Consider the following 13,976-nt stretch of genomic DNA (forward strand, 5'->3'; position numbering starts at 1 on the left):
TAGGATGTTCCCATGAGGTTCCAGCTCCTCCTTACCTAGCCGCAGCGCGCGTCACGCGTTGCGGCTGCCCCTCCTGCGCGAGGGGCTTTGTTGTGTCAGGAGCACCTCCCCCCAGCAGATCGAGAGACGGACAGATGAGCGAGCGAGACGAGCAGGTCGGGTACGACGTCCACGGCACCGAGGCCAAGTGGCTGCCGGTGTGGCAGGACCTCGACCTGTTCCGCGCCGACGACGCGTCGCCGCGCGAGAAGAAGTACGCGCTGACGATGTTCCCGTACCCCAGCGGCGACCTGCACATGGGGCACGCCGAGGTCACCGCCCTGCACGACGTGATCGCCCGGTACTGGTGGCTGCGCGGCTTCGAGGTGATGAACCCGATGGGGTGGGACTCCTTCGGTCTGCCCGCCGAGAACGCCGCGATCAAGAACGACGCGCACCCGGCCGAGTACACCTACGCGAACATCGAGACGCAGTTCGAGTCCTTCAAGAAGTTCGGCATCAGCTTCGACTGGTCCCGACGGCTGCACACCTCCGACCCGGAGTACTACCGCTGGACGCAGTGGCTGTTCCTGAAGTTCCGCGAGCGCGGGCTGGCGTACCAGAAGTTCTCGCCGGTCAACTGGTGCCCGAACGACCAGACCGTGCTGGCCAACGAGCAGGTCGTCGACGGCAAGTGCGAGCGCTGCGGTGCCGAGGTCACCAAGCGCGAGCTGAACCAGTGGTACTTCAAGATCACCGAGTACGCCCAGGAGCTGCTCGACGACCTGGACGTGCTGAGCGCCACCTGGCCCGACCGCGTGGTCACCGCGCAGCGGAACTGGATCGGGCGGTCCGAGGGTGCGCACGTCGACTTCGTCGTCGAGGGACGACCTGAGCCCGTCACCGTCTACACGACCCGCCCCGACACCCTGTACGGCGCGACCTTCATGGTCGTGGCGGCCGACGCCGCGCTGGCCGCCGAGATCGTCTCCGACGCGCAGCGCCCCGCGCTCGAGGCGTACGTCGAGGAGATCCGCAAGGCCTCGGACATCGACCGGCTGGCGACCGACCGGCCCAAGTCGGGCGTCGACCTGGGCGTGACGGCGACCAACCCGGTGACCGGCGAGCAGATCCCGGTCTGGGCGAGCGACTACGTGCTGGCCGACTACGGCACCGGCGCGATCATGGCGGTGCCGGCGCACGACCAGCGCGACCTGGACTTCGCCAGGAAGTTCGACCTGCCGGTACGCCGCGTCGTCGACGTCCCGGGAGCCGACAACCCGGAGGAGACCTACGAGGCGACCACCGGGGGCGGTGCCTACGTCAACTCCGGGCCGCTGGACGGGCTGACCGACAAGGCCGCCGGGATCCACGCGATCATCGAGCAGCTCGCGGCCGCGGGAACCGGCGAGGGAACCGTGAACTTCCGGCTGCGCGACTGGCTGCTGAGCCGCCAGCGCTACTGGGGCGTCCCGATCCCGATCATCCACTGCCCCACGTGCGGCGAGGTTCCGGTGCCCTACGACCAGCTGCCGCTGGAGCTGCCGGAGCTCAAGGGCGCCGACCTCAAGCCCAAGGGCACCTCGCCGCTGGCCGCCGCCAGCGACTGGGTCAACGTCGACTGTCCCGAGTGCGGTGGCGCCGCGAAGCGGGACAGCGACACGATGGACACCTTCGTGGACTCGTCCTGGTACTTCCTGCGGTTCTGCTCCCCGAACGACGACACCCAGGCGTTCGACCCGGCGGTCGTCAACGCCTGGATGCCGTGCGACATCTACGTCGGCGGCGTCGAGCACGCGGTGCTGCACCTGCTCTACGCGCGGTTCTTCACCAAGGTGCTGGCCGACATGGGGCTGCTGGAGTTCCGCGAGCCGTTCGCCGCCCAGCTGAACCAGGGCTTCGTCATCAACCAGGGCAAGAAGATGAGCAAGTCCCTGGGCAACGGCGTGAACCTGGGCGAGCAGCTGTCGGAGTTCGGTGTCGACGCCGTCCGGCTGACCCTGGTGTTCGCCGGCCCGCCGGAGGACGACATCGACTGGGCCGAGATGTCGCCCAGCGGGTCGCTGAAGTTCCTGACCCGCGCCTGGCGCCTGGCCGGCGACGTCACCTCTCCGGCCGGTACGCCGCTGGTCATCGGCGGCGGCGACGGCGCTGACGTGCCGCTGCGCAAGCACACCGCCCGCACCCTGCGCGACGCCGCCGAGCTCGTCGAGGGGTACCGCTTCAACGTGATGATCGCCCGGGTGATGGAGCTGGTGAACGCCACCCGCAAGGCCATCGACTCCGGTGCCGGTCCAGCCGACCCGGCCGTCCGGGAAGCCACCGAGGTGGTCGCGATGCTGCTGTCCCTGGTCGCGCCGTACACGGCGGAAGAGATGTGGGAGCGGCTCGGCCATCCGGCCGGCGTCGCACGAGCGTCCTGGCCCGAGGTCGACCCGGCCCTGCTGGTCGAGGATGCCGTCACCGCGGTCGTCCAGATCCAGGGCAAGGTACGAGCACGTCTGGAGGTGTCCCCGGACATCTCCGAGGCCGACCTCGAGGCACTGGCACTGGCCGACGACAACGTGGTCCGGGCGCTCGCGGGGGGCGAGGTGCGCAAGGTGATCGTGCGCGCTCCGAAGCTCGTCAACATCGTCGTCTGAAAGGTCGGTGTTTCCCCTTCTGGGGTGATTCGCCCACCTACTAGGCTGCGTTCATGCCCATCGCCCTCGTGACCGACTCGACCGCGTCGGTGCACCCGACCGTGGCCGACAAGCGCGGGATCACGGTGGTGCCGCTGCAGGTCGTGATCGGGTCGGAGTCCTACGACGAAGGTGTCGAGGGCGGGGTCACCACCGACCAGCTGGCCGAGGCGCTGAAGGCCTGGACACCGGTCAGCACGTCGCGGCCGAACCCGGACGAGATGCTCGAGGTGTACGAGCGCCTGGCCGGCGACGGGGCGACCGAGATCGTGTCGGTCCACCTGTCCTCGGAGCTGAGCGGGACCTTCGAGTCGGCCCAGCTGGCCTCGCGTCGCTCCCCGGTACCGGTGCGGCTGGTCGACAGTCGTCAGGTCGGGATGGCGACCGGGTTCGCGGCGCTCGCTGCTGCGGACGTGCGCGACGCCGGCGGATCGGCCGAGGACATGGTCGCGGCCGCCAAGGAGCGTGCCGCCGCGTCGACGTCGCTGTTCTACGTCGACACCCTGGAGTACCTGCGCCGGGGCGGACGGATGGGTGCCGCCGCAGCGCTGCTCGGGTCCGCTCTGGCGGTCAAGCCGATCCTCAAGGTCGACAACGGCCGGGTCGGACCGTTCGAGCGGGTCCGCACCTCGGCCAAAGCACTGGCGCGCCTGGAGGAGCTCGCGGTCGAGGCCGCCGGCGACGCCGAGGTCGAGGTCGCCGTGGCGCACCTGGCCAGCGCGGAGCGGGCGGCCACGCTCGCCGAGAGGCTGACCGGTCGTTTGGCTGAGGGGCTGGGGGACCGCGAGGTCACCGTCGGCGAGATCGGTGCGGTGCTGGGTGCGCACGTCGGGCCGGGGATGGTCGCGGTCTGCGTCGCCCGGCGTACGACGCACAGCGGCTGAGCGCTGCCCGCGGTCCACAGACCGGCCCCGGCAGCACCCGGTCCGCGACGGGCGTTTCCTAGCCTCGCCGCATGCGCCGAGAGTCCGCCGAAGTAGCCGCTGCGACCCAGCGGCGCCTGGAGTCGCTCGGACGTGAGCTCGGACGGGAGCTGCCTGCCGCGTGGGAGCAACCCGATCCCGCGGTGGTGGTCCCGGAGCCGGGTCGGCACGCCCTCGGGCGTCGTCGTCCCGCCACGCTCGAGCACCTCGGTGAACGGCTAGGCGAACGGCTAAGCGAACGGCTCGGCGAGATCGGCCGGTTCCGGGAGCGCTTCACCCCGGGGCACGTGGCCGCCGTCGCCGTGCTCGTGGCCGGCGGGCTGGCCATCACGGCGTGGTGGGCGCTCCGCGCGGCCCCGTCGGTCAGCGCGGTCCCGACCACCCCGCGGCCGGTGTCGGCGACCGGGCTGCTGGCGACGAGCAGCGCCGCACCCACGTCCTCGGCCTCCGCGGTTCCCTCCGGCGCAGCGACCCCGGGGGTCGTGGTCGTCGACGTCGCCGGCAAGGTGCGCCGACCAGGGGTCGTCACGCTGCCGGTGGGCTCCCGGGTGATCGACGCGCTGCGCCACGCGGGTGGTGCCCGCGGCGGGGTGGACCTCAAGAACCTGAACCTGGCGCGGGTCCTGGTCGACGGCGAGCAGGTGCTCGTGGGGGAGCCGCCGGCGCGCGGGTCGCCGTCGGTCGCCACCGGGTCGGCTGCCCCCGCGCCGGGTGCCGCGGCCGGTCCTGCGACCGGACCGGTGAACCTGAACACGGCGTCGGCGACCGAGCTCGAGGCACTCCCCGGGATCGGGCCGGTCACGGCCGGGAAGATCGTCGCGTGGCGGACCGAGCACGGATCGTTCACCTCCGTCGACGAGCTGCTCGAGGTCTCCGGGATCGGGGAGAAGACGTTGGCCGAGATCGCGCCGCACGTGACCGTCTAGGTGGTCCGGGACCTGCGTGCTCTCGCCCTCGGACTGGTGGCATGGGCGAGTGCGCTGGCCGCCTCGGGCGGGTGGGTGCCCCTGACCCTGGCAGCGCTGGTCGCTGGTGCCCTGGTGGCTCGCCGACGTCGGGCCACGGGCCGTTCCTGGGCAGGGCTCGCCGTGGCGCTGCTGGTGACGGGAGCCGTGACGTGCTCGACGGTGCTCGGGTCCGAGGCGGTCGCAGCCGGACCGGTGCACGACCTCGCGGCGGCGAACGCACCGGTGACGGCGGTCCTGGTGCTCTCCTCGGACCCGGTGCCCTCCGCTGGTCGGTTCGCCCGGCAGGCGTGGGCGCGCGCGGAGGTCCGCGAGGTCAGGTCCCGGCACCGTCGCGTGCACGTCCGGGCTCCGGTGCTGGCGCTGCTGCCGCTCCCGGTCGCCGGCCTGGTGCGCGGGACGCGGGTGCGCGTCGCGGGGTCGCTGCGCCCCTCGGACCGGCGCGAGCAGGCAGGAGTGCTGGTCGTGCGGGGCGAGATCACCGTGCTCGGTGGGCCGGGGCTGCTGGAGCGAGCGGCCGGGCGGGTGCGGGCCGGCGTACGGGAAGGTGTCAGCGGGCAACCGACGGCGGCCCGGGCGCTCGTGCCTGCGCTGGTCGACGGCGAGGACGGGGACCTCCCGGACGAGGTCGTCGCGGACTTCCGGACCAGCGGGATGACCCACTTGCTCGCGGTGAGCGGTACCAACTTGACCCTGATCGTCGGCTGCCTGCTCCTGGTCGCCCGGTGGGTGGGCGTGCGTGCGCGCGCCCTCGTTGTCGTCGGGCTCCTCGGCGTCGTCGGCTTCGTCCTGCTCGCCGGCCCCGAACCCAGCGTCCTGCGTGCGGCGGCGATGGGGTCGATCGCGCTCCTCGGCCTGTCCAGCGGCGGCAGGGAGCGGGGTCTGCGCGCTCTCGGCATCGGTGTCGTCGTGCTGCTCCTGCTGGATCCCGGGTTGGCACGGTCGGCGGGTTTCGCGTTGTCCGCGATCGCGACCGGAGGGATCCTGCTGCTGGCTCCGGGTTGGCGCGACGCTCTGCGCCGGTGGCTCCCGCGGTGGGCGGCCGAAGCGATCTCCGTCCCGCTGGCGGCCCAGCTGGTCTGCACGCCGGTGGTCGCCGCGATCTCGGGTCAGGTCAGCCTGGTGGCGGTCGCGGCGAACTTGGTCGCCGGACCGCTGGTCGCGCCGGCCACGGTGCTGGGTCTCGCGGGCGGGTTGGTGGCTGTGGTCGCACCCGCGCCGGGGCGGGTGGTGGCGGCACCGGCGGGCTGGTGCGCGAGCGGTCTGGTGGCGGTCGCATCGCACGCCGCTGCTCTGCCGGTCCCCAGCATCGGCTGGACGCCGGACCTGCTCTCCCTGGTGGTCCTGGTGGCCGCCTGCGGCGGGATCGGGTGCGTGCTGCCGTGGGTGCTGGGGCGACGCCGGGTCTCGCTCCTGGTCGTCGGCGTGCTGACCCTGGCGGTCCTCAAGCCGTTGCCGACGCCAGGGTGGCCGCCAGCGGGATGGGTCCTGGTGGCCTGCTCGATCGGGCAGGGGGACGGTCTGGTGCTGCGCACCGGAGCCCGCAGCGGGCTGGTCGTCGACGCCGGGCCGGATCCGCGCGCGATGGACCAGTGCCTGAGTCGCCTGGAGATCGAGGAGGTGCCGGTGGTGTTCCTGACCCACTTCCACGCCGACCACGTCGACGGCCTGGCCGGCGTGCTCGAGGGTCGCCGGGTCGGGGCGGTGCTGACCAGCCCGCTCGCGGACCCTGCTGGCGGAGCGCGCGCCGTGGCCCGTCTGGCCGCGCAGCACCGGATCGGCGTACGAGCTGTGCTGGTGGGGGAGTCGGCAACGGTCGGGCAGGTCCAGTGGCAGGTGCTGGCTCCCGCATCGGCGACGTTCTCGGACTCGGAGTCGCCGCCGAACGACGCCAGCGTCGTCCTGCTGGCCGACGTCCGGGGGGTGCGGATCCTGCTGATGGGCGACCAGGAGCGGCCCTCGCAGGCAGCCTTGCGGCGCACCTACCCGGACCTGCACGCCGACGTTCTCAAGGTCGCGCACCACGGCAGCAGCAAGCAGGACGTGCGACTCATCGGCTCGCTGGGCGCGCGGCTGGCGCTGATCTCCGACGGGGTCGACAACGACTACGGGCACCCGGCGCCGAGCACGCTCGACCTGCTCTCCGACGCTGGTCTGCAGGTGCACCGGACCGACCGCGAGGGCGACCTGGCGGTCGTCGTCGGCGACGGCGGTCGGCTGTCGGTGGTGAGCCGCGGGGGAGCTGTCGGTCGGCCGTGAGAGGCTGCGTGCATGGCTGCTCCGGATCCCTCGCAGGTGCTCGGTCGGGTCACGCTGGTGACCGGTCCCGAGGAGTTCATGGCGGAGCGGACCGTGCAGTCGGTGCGTGCCTCGGTGCGTCAGGCCGACCCGGAGGCCGAGTTCAGCGAGACGACCGCCGACCTGCTGACGATGGCGACGCTCGGCGAGCTCGCCGCGCCGTCGCTCTTCTCCTCGACCCGCTGCGTGGTGGTCCGCTCCTTCGAGGACCTGCCCGAGGAGTCGGTCCCCGGGCTGCTGGAGTACGTCGGGGCGCCGGCCGAGGACGTCGCCCTCGTGCTGGTGCACGGCGGCGGTTCCAAGGGCAGTGGGGTGCTGACCAAGCTGCGCAAGCTCGCGTCCGTCACCGAGGTGAAGTCGACGAGCCTGACGGCTCGGGAGTTCCCGGGCTTCGTGGTCTCCGAGCTCCGGGCGCACCAGGTGCGGATCGACCAGGATGCGGCGGCGTACCTGGTGCAGGCGGTGGGCCAGGACCTGCGGTCGCTCGCGGCGGCGGCCAGCCAGCTCGCCGGCGACTTCGGGGGGCAGGCGATCGGGATCGACATGGTGAAGACCTACTTCGGCGGCCGCGCGGACGCCAAGGCGTACGCCATCGCCGACAACGCGCTCCTGGGTCGTCCGGGGCCAGCGCTGGAGGAGCTGCGCTGGGCGCTGGAGACGGGCGCCTCGCCGGTGATGATCACCGGCGCCGTGGCGAACAGCCTGCGCAGCCTGGCCTCGTTCAAGGCGTCGCCTCGTGGCACCGGGATGCCGGACTGGAAGGTGCGCAATCTCCGGTCCCAGGCGAACGGCTGGCACGAGGGCGGTCTGGCCCGGGCGATCCGCGTCGTGGCGAACGCGGACGCCGAGATCAAGGGCAAGGCCCACGACTCGGCGTACGCGCTGGAGAAGATGGTGCTGCAGATCGTGGAGGCCCGGCAGGCGCGAGCCTGAGGCCCCGGAGAAGCAGAAAGGCGCCCAACCCCGAAGGGGTGGACGCCTCTCAGCGGCGGCGGGTCCTCAGAGGGACGCGGCCTGCTTGGCGATCGAGGACTTGCGGTTCGCAGCCTGGTTCTTGTGGATGACGCCCTTGGACGCGGCCTTGTCGAGCTTGCGGCCGGCCTCGGCGGCGAGGGTCTTGGCCTCGGCAGCGTTGCCGGCCTCGAACGCCTCGCGGAACTTGCGGACCGAGGTCTTCAGGGCCGAGCGGACGGCCTTGTTGCGCTCGTGGGCGCGCTCGTTCTGCTTGTTGCGCTTGATCTGGGACTTGATGTTTGCCACGGGGGCTCACCTGTCTGTTGATGCTGGATGACGGAAGAAGATTGAGGGTGCGTGGGCAGGGCTGTTGGACCAGCCCAGACACGAAAAGAAACGATACCAGCGGAGCGGGTTGCCGCCCAAATCCTCAGGAGCGCCCGATCTGGCCCGCGTCGAGGACCCGGTGGCCGACCGCGTCCGACTTCGCCTCCCGGACCAGGGCCCGGGCGATGTCGGTCGCCTTGTTCGGGCGGTACCTGCCGAGGAGCGGTCCGGCGGCGCGCATCGCCACGAGGCCGATCGACTCACCGGGACGGTGGGCGTCAGGGCGGGCACCGTCGATCATCGAGGGGCGGACCGCCACCGTCGTCGCGATGCCGCTCGCGGCGACGTCGCGCTCGGTCTCGCCCTTGACCCGGTTGTAGAACACGCGGGAGTCCGGGGAGGCCCCGATCGCGGTCACGTGCAGGAACCGGGTCGCTCCGGCCGCACGCGCGGCGGCCGCGACAGCGAGGACCGCGTCGTGGTCGACCGCCCGGAACGCCTCCTGGCTGCCAGCGATCTTGATCGTCGTACCGAGGCAGCTGAACGCGTCGTCGACGGCCGGGAGGCCGGAGAGCGTCAGGAGGTCGACGACCCGCTGCTCCAGCTTGGCGTCGCTGCGGTCGACCTCGCGCCGACCGACGCTGAGGACAGCGTCCCAGGTGTCGTCGGCGAGCAGCAGGTCGAGCAGGCGGGAGCCGACCAGCCCGGAGGCTCCGGCGATCAGGGCGGTCCGGCTCATGGCGTCCATCCTCGTCGTCGGGCCAACCAGGACCAAGCAGCCTCGGCGGTCCAGCGGTTGTGCACCCGCAGGTAGGGCGAGGTCGGAGGCACCGGGCGCTGGGAAGCCTCCAGCATGAAGCCGCAGATCCCGGCGAGCCAGGCGTCGACGTCGTCGGGGTCGACGCCGCTCAGGGCGGGGCGTCGCTGGAGCACCGCCTCGGCGTCGATGCCGTCACCGTGCGCCGAGACCAGCAGGTCCAGGCCGTCCTGCCACGGCGTTCCCAGGCCGGGCCAGTTCCAGTCGCAGGCGAGCGTGCGGCCGTCCGCGCCGAGCAGGATGTTGTCGTCGCGAAGGTCGGCGTGCACCAGGTGCTCTGCGGGGAGGGTGAGGAGCCCCGCGGCGAGCCCGGCCGCCTCGTCACGGTGCGGCCAGGAGTCCGGGACGCTGTCCCAGCCGGAGACCAGCGATGGGAGCTCGTCGAGCAGCGGTACCAGCTGGGTGCCGCCGGGGAGGTCGGCAGCAGGGACGGCGATCTCCTCGGCGAGGTCGAGGCACCGCTCCAGGTCGGAGGTGTTCCAGGGGCGGCGGGGTTGCCGGGACGGGACGGCCTCGTACCCGAGCAGCACCCAGTTCTGCTGCTGGCTGAACCACTCCAGCCGGGCGGCCGGTACGACGTCACCCAGCGCGCTGACCTTGCGGATCTCCTCGGCGTACGAGGCGGCGACCTGCGCCTGGGCGACCTTGCTGGCCGCCTTCACGAACGTCTGCCGACCGTTCTCGCCGGTGAGGACCGAGGCGAAGCCCGGGGTGAAACCGCTGGTGCGGGACTCCGCGCGCACCACCGGCGAGCCCAGCTCGTCCTCGACCAGGGACCGGACCTCTGGCGGCAGGAACTTCCACTCCAGCCGCAGCGCGGTCTTCCCGTGCGGGACGGCGTCGACGCCACGCGTGCCGACCGGCGAGGGTTCCATGGCGGCGATTCAAGCAGACGGCGGCGTGATGCCCGCGGCTTCCTCGAGCTCGACCAGTGCTGCCTTGACCGCGTCCGCGAGCGCGTCGACGTCCGGGGCAACTTCGGGGGTGGTCACGAAACCGAAGTCCACCCAGTCGAGGTAGCTGAAGACGGTGATGTTGAGGGCCACGTCGAGCACCAGCGGACCGATCGGCAGCAGCGAGCGCAGCGGTGCGGTGGCCATGTAGAGCGGGAAGCTCGGCCCCGGGACGTTGGAGACGACCAGGTTGATCGGTGCGAGCGAGTTCGACAGGCCGCTCATCGTGTACGCGCGGGACGCGATGGTGAGCAGGCCCGGGGGAGTGATGTCGGGCAGCTGCATGATCTGCCGCGCGCTCAGCGCCTTGGCCATCTCCTTGGCGCCCTGGGAGCTCTCGAAGATCGCCTTGATGCGTTCTGCCGGGTCGGCGATGTCGGTGGCCATGTTGACGGTCATCGAGGAGACCTGGTTGCCGACGTGGCCGGCTGTGTCCTCGGTCCGCGTCGAGACCGGGATCTGCGCGATCAGCGGCTTGGCGGGGATGCCCTCCCGCTCGGCGAAGTAGATCCGCAGCGCGCCGGAGACCAGGGCGAGCACGACGTCGTTCAGCTTCACCCCGTACGCGTCCTTGACCGCGCGGACCCGGGCGAGCTCGACCCGGGCGCCGGTGATCCTGCGGTGCGGGCTGAGGGTGGCGTTGAACCGGGTGGCCGGGGCGGAGAAGAAGGCCGGCGGCTTGTTCTTGAGGTTGCGCACCGCGACTTGCTGGCGCACGGTCTGGTTGAGGATGCCGATGATCCTGGCCGGCGTGCGGACCCCGACGTTGACCCAGCCGCCGACGAGAGCCTTGAGCTGGTTGGGGGTGTCGCTGCCGATGCTGTGCACGACCTCGGTCGAGGGCGGACGGGGCTGGGGCTCGATGTCGAGCAGGATCTCGCCGAGCCCGGCGCCGGAGACGCCGTCGACGATCGAGTGGTGCATCTTGGTGAGCGTGGCGACGCGGCCGTTCTGCAGGCCCTCGATCACCCAGAGCTCCCACAGGGGTCGGTTGCGGTCGAGCTTGTAGGACATCAGCCGGCTGATCAGCTCGTCGAGCTCTTTGCGGGTGCCCGGCTGGGGGACACCGATCCGACGGATGTGGAAGTCGGGATCGAGATTCTCGTCCTCGACGAACCAGGGCCGTTCGAGTCCGAACGGCGCCTCGACGACCTTCCACCGCAGCTGCGGCATCTGCGGGAGACGCTCGATGACGATGCGGCGTACCTCGGCGAACGAGAAGTCCGGAGCATCGACGGTGTCGTGGATGGCGACCGCGCCGATGTGCATGTGCCAGGCCGGCGTCTCGCCGTACCAGAATGCGGCGTCCACCCCGCTCATCCGCTTCATGGCCGCAGCGTAGGGGAGCGGTGCGGGTCAGGACGAGAGCCGAGCCGCGCCTTGTGGAATCAATCCGTGTCGGCTGCCCCGCCGGCCACCGCTGCGAGGAAGGCTTGGGTGAACCCGGGGAGGTCGTCCGGCTTCCGGCTGGTGATCAGGTTCCCGTCGGTGACCACGGGTTCGTCGACCCACTCGGCGCCGGCGTTGCGCAGGTCGGTCTGCAGGCTGGGCCAGGACGTCACCCGGCGACCACGGGCGACGTCGGCCTCGGCGAGCAGCCAGCCCGCGTGGCAGATCGCTGCCACCGGCTTGCCGCTGGCGAGGAAGTCGCGGACGAACGCCACGGCGTCGTCGTCCTGTCGCAGGGCGTCGGGGTTGGCGACGCCACCGGGCAGGACCAGGCCGTCGTACTCGTCCACGTCGGCCTCGCGGACCCGGCGGTCGACGGGTCGTTTCTCCGCCTTGTCGAGGTGGTCGTAGGTCTGCACCTCCCCGGTCTCCGGACTGAGCAGGTCGGCGGTGGCGCCTGCGTTGAGCACGGCATCCCACGGGTGGGTCAGCTCGACCCGCTCGACACCCTCGCCTGCGGTGAGGAAGGCGACCCTCTTCTGCGTCAGATCAGTCATGGACCTCCGGTTCCCGTTCCGCGTCCGCCCATGCGCCGCGGAACACGCCGTTTGGGCGGGGTGGCGCCCCGCGTGGGAGGATGGCCTCCGCCCTTTGACGAACGCCGATCACGACGAGCGCCTGAACGAGAAAGCTGAGCGTGGCCACCAACTCGACCCTGCCCCAGCCGGGCAAGACCGATCCCGCGATCATCCGCAACTTCTGCATCATCGCGCACATCGACCACGGCAAGTCGACCCTCGCCGACCGGATGCTCCAGCTCACCGGCGTCGTGGACGAGCGGGCAGCCCGGGCGCAGTACCTCGACCGGATGGACATCGAGCGCGAGCGCGGCATCACGATCAAGAGCCAGGCCGTCCGGATGCCGTGGCGGGTCAAGCCCGACAACGAGGCCGGGGCCGAGCCGAACGACTACGTCCTCAACATGATCGACACCCCCGGCCACGTCGACTTCACCTACGAGGTGTCCCGGTCGCTGGAGGCGTGCGAGACCGCGGTTCTCCTGGTCGACGCCGCCCAGGGCATCGAGGCGCAGACCCTGGCGAACCTGTACCTGGCGATGGGTGCGGACCTGCACATCATCCCGGTGCTCAACAAGATCGACCTTCCGAGCGCCAACCCCGAGAAGTACGCCGCCGAGCTCGCCCACCTGGTGGGTTGCGAGCCGGAGGACGTCCTCCGGGTCTCGGCCAAGACCGGCTTCGGCGTCGAGGAGCTCCTCGACCAGATCGTGGCCCAGACGCCTGCCCCCGTCGGGGACCCGGACGCGCCGCCGCGCGCGCTGATCTTCGACTCGGTCTACGACACCTACCGCGGCGTGGTGACCTACGTGCGGGTGGTCGACGGCAAGCTCTCGCACCGCGACCGGATCAAGATGATGTCGACCGGCGCGGTCCACGAGATGCTCGAGGTCGGCGTCATCAGCCCGGAGCCGATGAAGGCCGGCGACCTCGGAGTGGGTGAGGTGGGCTACCTGATCACCGGCGTGAAGGACGTGCGACAGTCCCGGGTCGGCGACACCGTCACCAGCCAGCACCACGGGGCCGAAGAGGCGCTCGGCGGCTACAAGCACCCGCTGCCGATGGTCTACTCGGGCCTCTACCCGATCGACGGCGACGACTACCCGACGCTGCGCGACGCGCTGGAGAAGCTGCAGCTCAACGACGCCGCGCTCGCCTACGAGCCGGAGACCTCCGGGGCCCTCGGCTTCGGCTTCCGCTGCGGCTTCCTCGGACTGCTGCACATGGAGATCACCCGGGAGCGGCTGGAGCGCGAGTTCAACCTGGACCTGATCTCGACGACGCCGAACGTGGTCTACCACGTGACGATGGACGACGGCACCCGGATCGAGGTGACCAACCCGAGCGAGTACCCCGAGGGCAAGATCAAGGAGGTGCTCGAGCCGGTGGTCAAGGCGACCGTGCTCGCGCCCAGCGACTACATCGGCGTGATCATGGAGTTGTGCCAGACCAAGCGGGGAACCCTGCTCGGGATGGACTACCTCTCCGAGGACCGTGTCGAGATGCGCTACACGCTGCCGATGGGTGAGATCGCCTTCGACTTCTTCGACCAGCTGAAGTCGCGCACCAAGGGCTACGCGTCGCTGAACTACGAGTTCGACGGCGAGCAGCCCGGCGACCTGGTCAAGGTCGACATCCTGCTCCAGGGAGAGGCCGTGGACGCGTTCAGCGCCATCGTGCACAAGGACGCGGCGTACTCCTACGGCGTGATGCTCGCCGGCAAGCTCCGCGAGCTGATCCCCCGGCAGCAGTTCGAGGTGCCGATCCAGGCCGCCATCGGCGCCCGGGTGATCGCCCGGGAGACCATCCGCGCGATCCGCAAGGACGTGCTCGCCAAGTGCTACGGCGGCGACATCAGCCGGAAGCGCAAGCTGCTCGAGAAGCAGAAGGAGGGCAAGAAGCGGATGAAGATGGTGGGACGGGTCGAGGTCCCCCAGGAGGCCTTCATCGCTGCCCTCTCCACGACAGCCGGCGGCGGCGACACCAAGAAGAAGTGAGCGCGGTCATACGCGGCACCTGGCTGCGTTGTCGTCACTTGAAGTCCGCTCCGCTGCGCTTCGCATGAGGACTCCTGCGTTCCTCCGCCTTGCCAGCCACCACGTCTGACCACGC

11 protein-coding genes are annotated in these 13,976 nt (G+C 71.1%); 6 read left to right on the forward strand and 5 right to left on the reverse strand.

The features are described 5' to 3' along the window. Nucleotides 1-134: 134 nt before the first annotated feature. From leuS to holA, 5 genes are all read left to right on the forward strand, one after another. Complete coding sequence (gene leuS / locus ABIE44_RS16335; RefSeq protein ID WP_209715129.1) at nt 135-2,621, forward strand: leucine--tRNA ligase; 2,487 nt, start codon at nt 135-137, stop codon at nt 2,619-2,621. A 53-nt stretch (nt 2,622-2,674) separates the two neighbouring features. Beyond that, a complete protein-coding gene (locus ABIE44_RS16340; protein WP_209715126.1) occupies nt 2,675-3,544 on the forward strand; it encodes a DegV family protein in 870 nt (289 codons plus the stop codon). Nucleotides 3,545-3,615: 71 nt separating this feature from the next. Further along, nucleotides 3,616-4,509 carry a ComEA family DNA-binding protein gene (locus ABIE44_RS16345; RefSeq protein WP_209715123.1) on the forward strand — a complete coding sequence of 298 codons (894 nt, stop codon included), beginning with the start codon at nt 3,616-3,618 and terminating at the stop codon, nt 4,507-4,509. A gap of 36 nt (nt 4,510-4,545) precedes the next feature. After that, nucleotides 4,546-6,807 (forward strand): ComEC/Rec2 family competence protein, encoded by a 2,262-nt coding sequence (locus tag ABIE44_RS16350; RefSeq protein WP_354438184.1) that lies wholly within the window; start codon nt 4,546-4,548, stop codon nt 6,805-6,807. A 12-nt stretch (nt 6,808-6,819) separates the two neighbouring features. Continuing rightward, complete coding sequence (gene holA, locus ABIE44_RS16355; RefSeq protein ID WP_209715116.1) at nt 6,820-7,779, forward strand: DNA polymerase III subunit delta; 960 nt, start codon at nt 6,820-6,822, stop codon at nt 7,777-7,779. A 66-nt stretch (nt 7,780-7,845) separates the two neighbouring features. Here the strand turns inward: holA and rpsT are convergent, their stop codons facing one another. The 5 genes from rpsT to ABIE44_RS16380 all read right to left on the reverse strand — a co-directional run bounded on the left by rpsT (nt 7,846) and on the right by ABIE44_RS16380 (nt 11,843). Continuing rightward, nucleotides 7,846-8,106 (reverse strand): 30S ribosomal protein S20, encoded by a 261-nt coding sequence (gene rpsT / locus ABIE44_RS16360; RefSeq protein ID WP_209715112.1) that lies wholly within the window; start codon nt 8,104-8,106, stop codon nt 7,846-7,848. Between the two features lie 124 nt (nt 8,107-8,230). Then, nucleotides 8,231-8,866: an NAD-dependent epimerase/dehydratase family protein gene (locus ABIE44_RS16365; protein WP_209715110.1), complete on the reverse strand. Its 636-nt coding sequence runs from the start codon at nt 8,864-8,866 to the stop codon at nt 8,231-8,233. Then, on the reverse strand, nt 8,863-9,819 hold the full coding sequence (locus ABIE44_RS16370) for a phosphotransferase (protein ID WP_209715106.1): 957 nt from the start codon (nt 9,817-9,819) through the stop codon (nt 8,863-8,865). Before ABIE44_RS16370 ends, ABIE44_RS16365 begins: the two co-directional genes overlap by 4 nt. 9 nt (nt 9,820-9,828) lie before the next feature. Further along, nucleotides 9,829-11,226 (reverse strand): WS/DGAT/MGAT family O-acyltransferase, encoded by a 1,398-nt coding sequence (locus tag ABIE44_RS16375; RefSeq protein WP_209715104.1) that lies wholly within the window; start codon nt 11,224-11,226, stop codon nt 9,829-9,831. A 59-nt stretch (nt 11,227-11,285) separates the two neighbouring features. Then, the gene (locus ABIE44_RS16380) at nt 11,286-11,843 is read right to left on the reverse strand and encodes a type 1 glutamine amidotransferase domain-containing protein (RefSeq protein ID WP_209715101.1); all 558 of its coding nucleotides are present in this window, start codon (nt 11,841-11,843) and stop codon (nt 11,286-11,288) included. 140 nt (nt 11,844-11,983) lie between these two features. Here ABIE44_RS16380 and lepA point away from each other — a divergent pair, with 140 nt between their 5' ends. Further along, complete coding sequence (gene lepA, locus ABIE44_RS16385) at nt 11,984-13,861, forward strand: translation elongation factor 4 (RefSeq protein WP_354438185.1); 1,878 nt, start codon at nt 11,984-11,986, stop codon at nt 13,859-13,861. Nucleotides 13,862-13,976 lie beyond the last annotated feature (115 nt).

This window comes from Marmoricola sp. OAE513 (genome assembly GCF_040546585.1).
Classification (GTDB): domain Bacteria; phylum Actinomycetota; class Actinomycetes; order Propionibacteriales; family Nocardioidaceae; genus Marmoricola.

Coding starts and splice junctions, on each gene's coding strand:
- leuS (WP_209715129.1), top strand. CDS start 135: ATGAGCGAGCGAGACGAGCAGGTCGGGTACGACGTCCACGGCACCGAG.
- ABIE44_RS16340 (WP_209715126.1), top strand. CDS start 2,675: ATGCCCATCGCCCTCGTGACCGACTCGACCGCGTCGGTGCACCCGACC.
- ABIE44_RS16345 (WP_209715123.1), top strand. CDS start 3,616: ATGCGCCGAGAGTCCGCCGAAGTAGCCGCTGCGACCCAGCGGCGCCTG.
- holA (WP_209715116.1), top strand. CDS start 6,820: ATGGCTGCTCCGGATCCCTCGCAGGTGCTCGGTCGGGTCACGCTGGTG.
- ABIE44_RS16365 (WP_209715110.1), bottom strand. CDS start 8,866: ATGAGCCGGACCGCCCTGATCGCCGGAGCCTCCGGGCTGGTCGGCTCC.
- ABIE44_RS16370 (WP_209715106.1), bottom strand. CDS start 9,819: ATGGAACCCTCGCCGGTCGGCACGCGTGGCGTCGACGCCGTCCCGCAC.
- ABIE44_RS16375 (WP_209715104.1), bottom strand. CDS start 11,226: ATGAAGCGGATGAGCGGGGTGGACGCCGCATTCTGGTACGGCGAGACG.
- ABIE44_RS16380 (WP_209715101.1), bottom strand. CDS start 11,843: ATGACTGATCTGACGCAGAAGAGGGTCGCCTTCCTCACCGCAGGCGAG.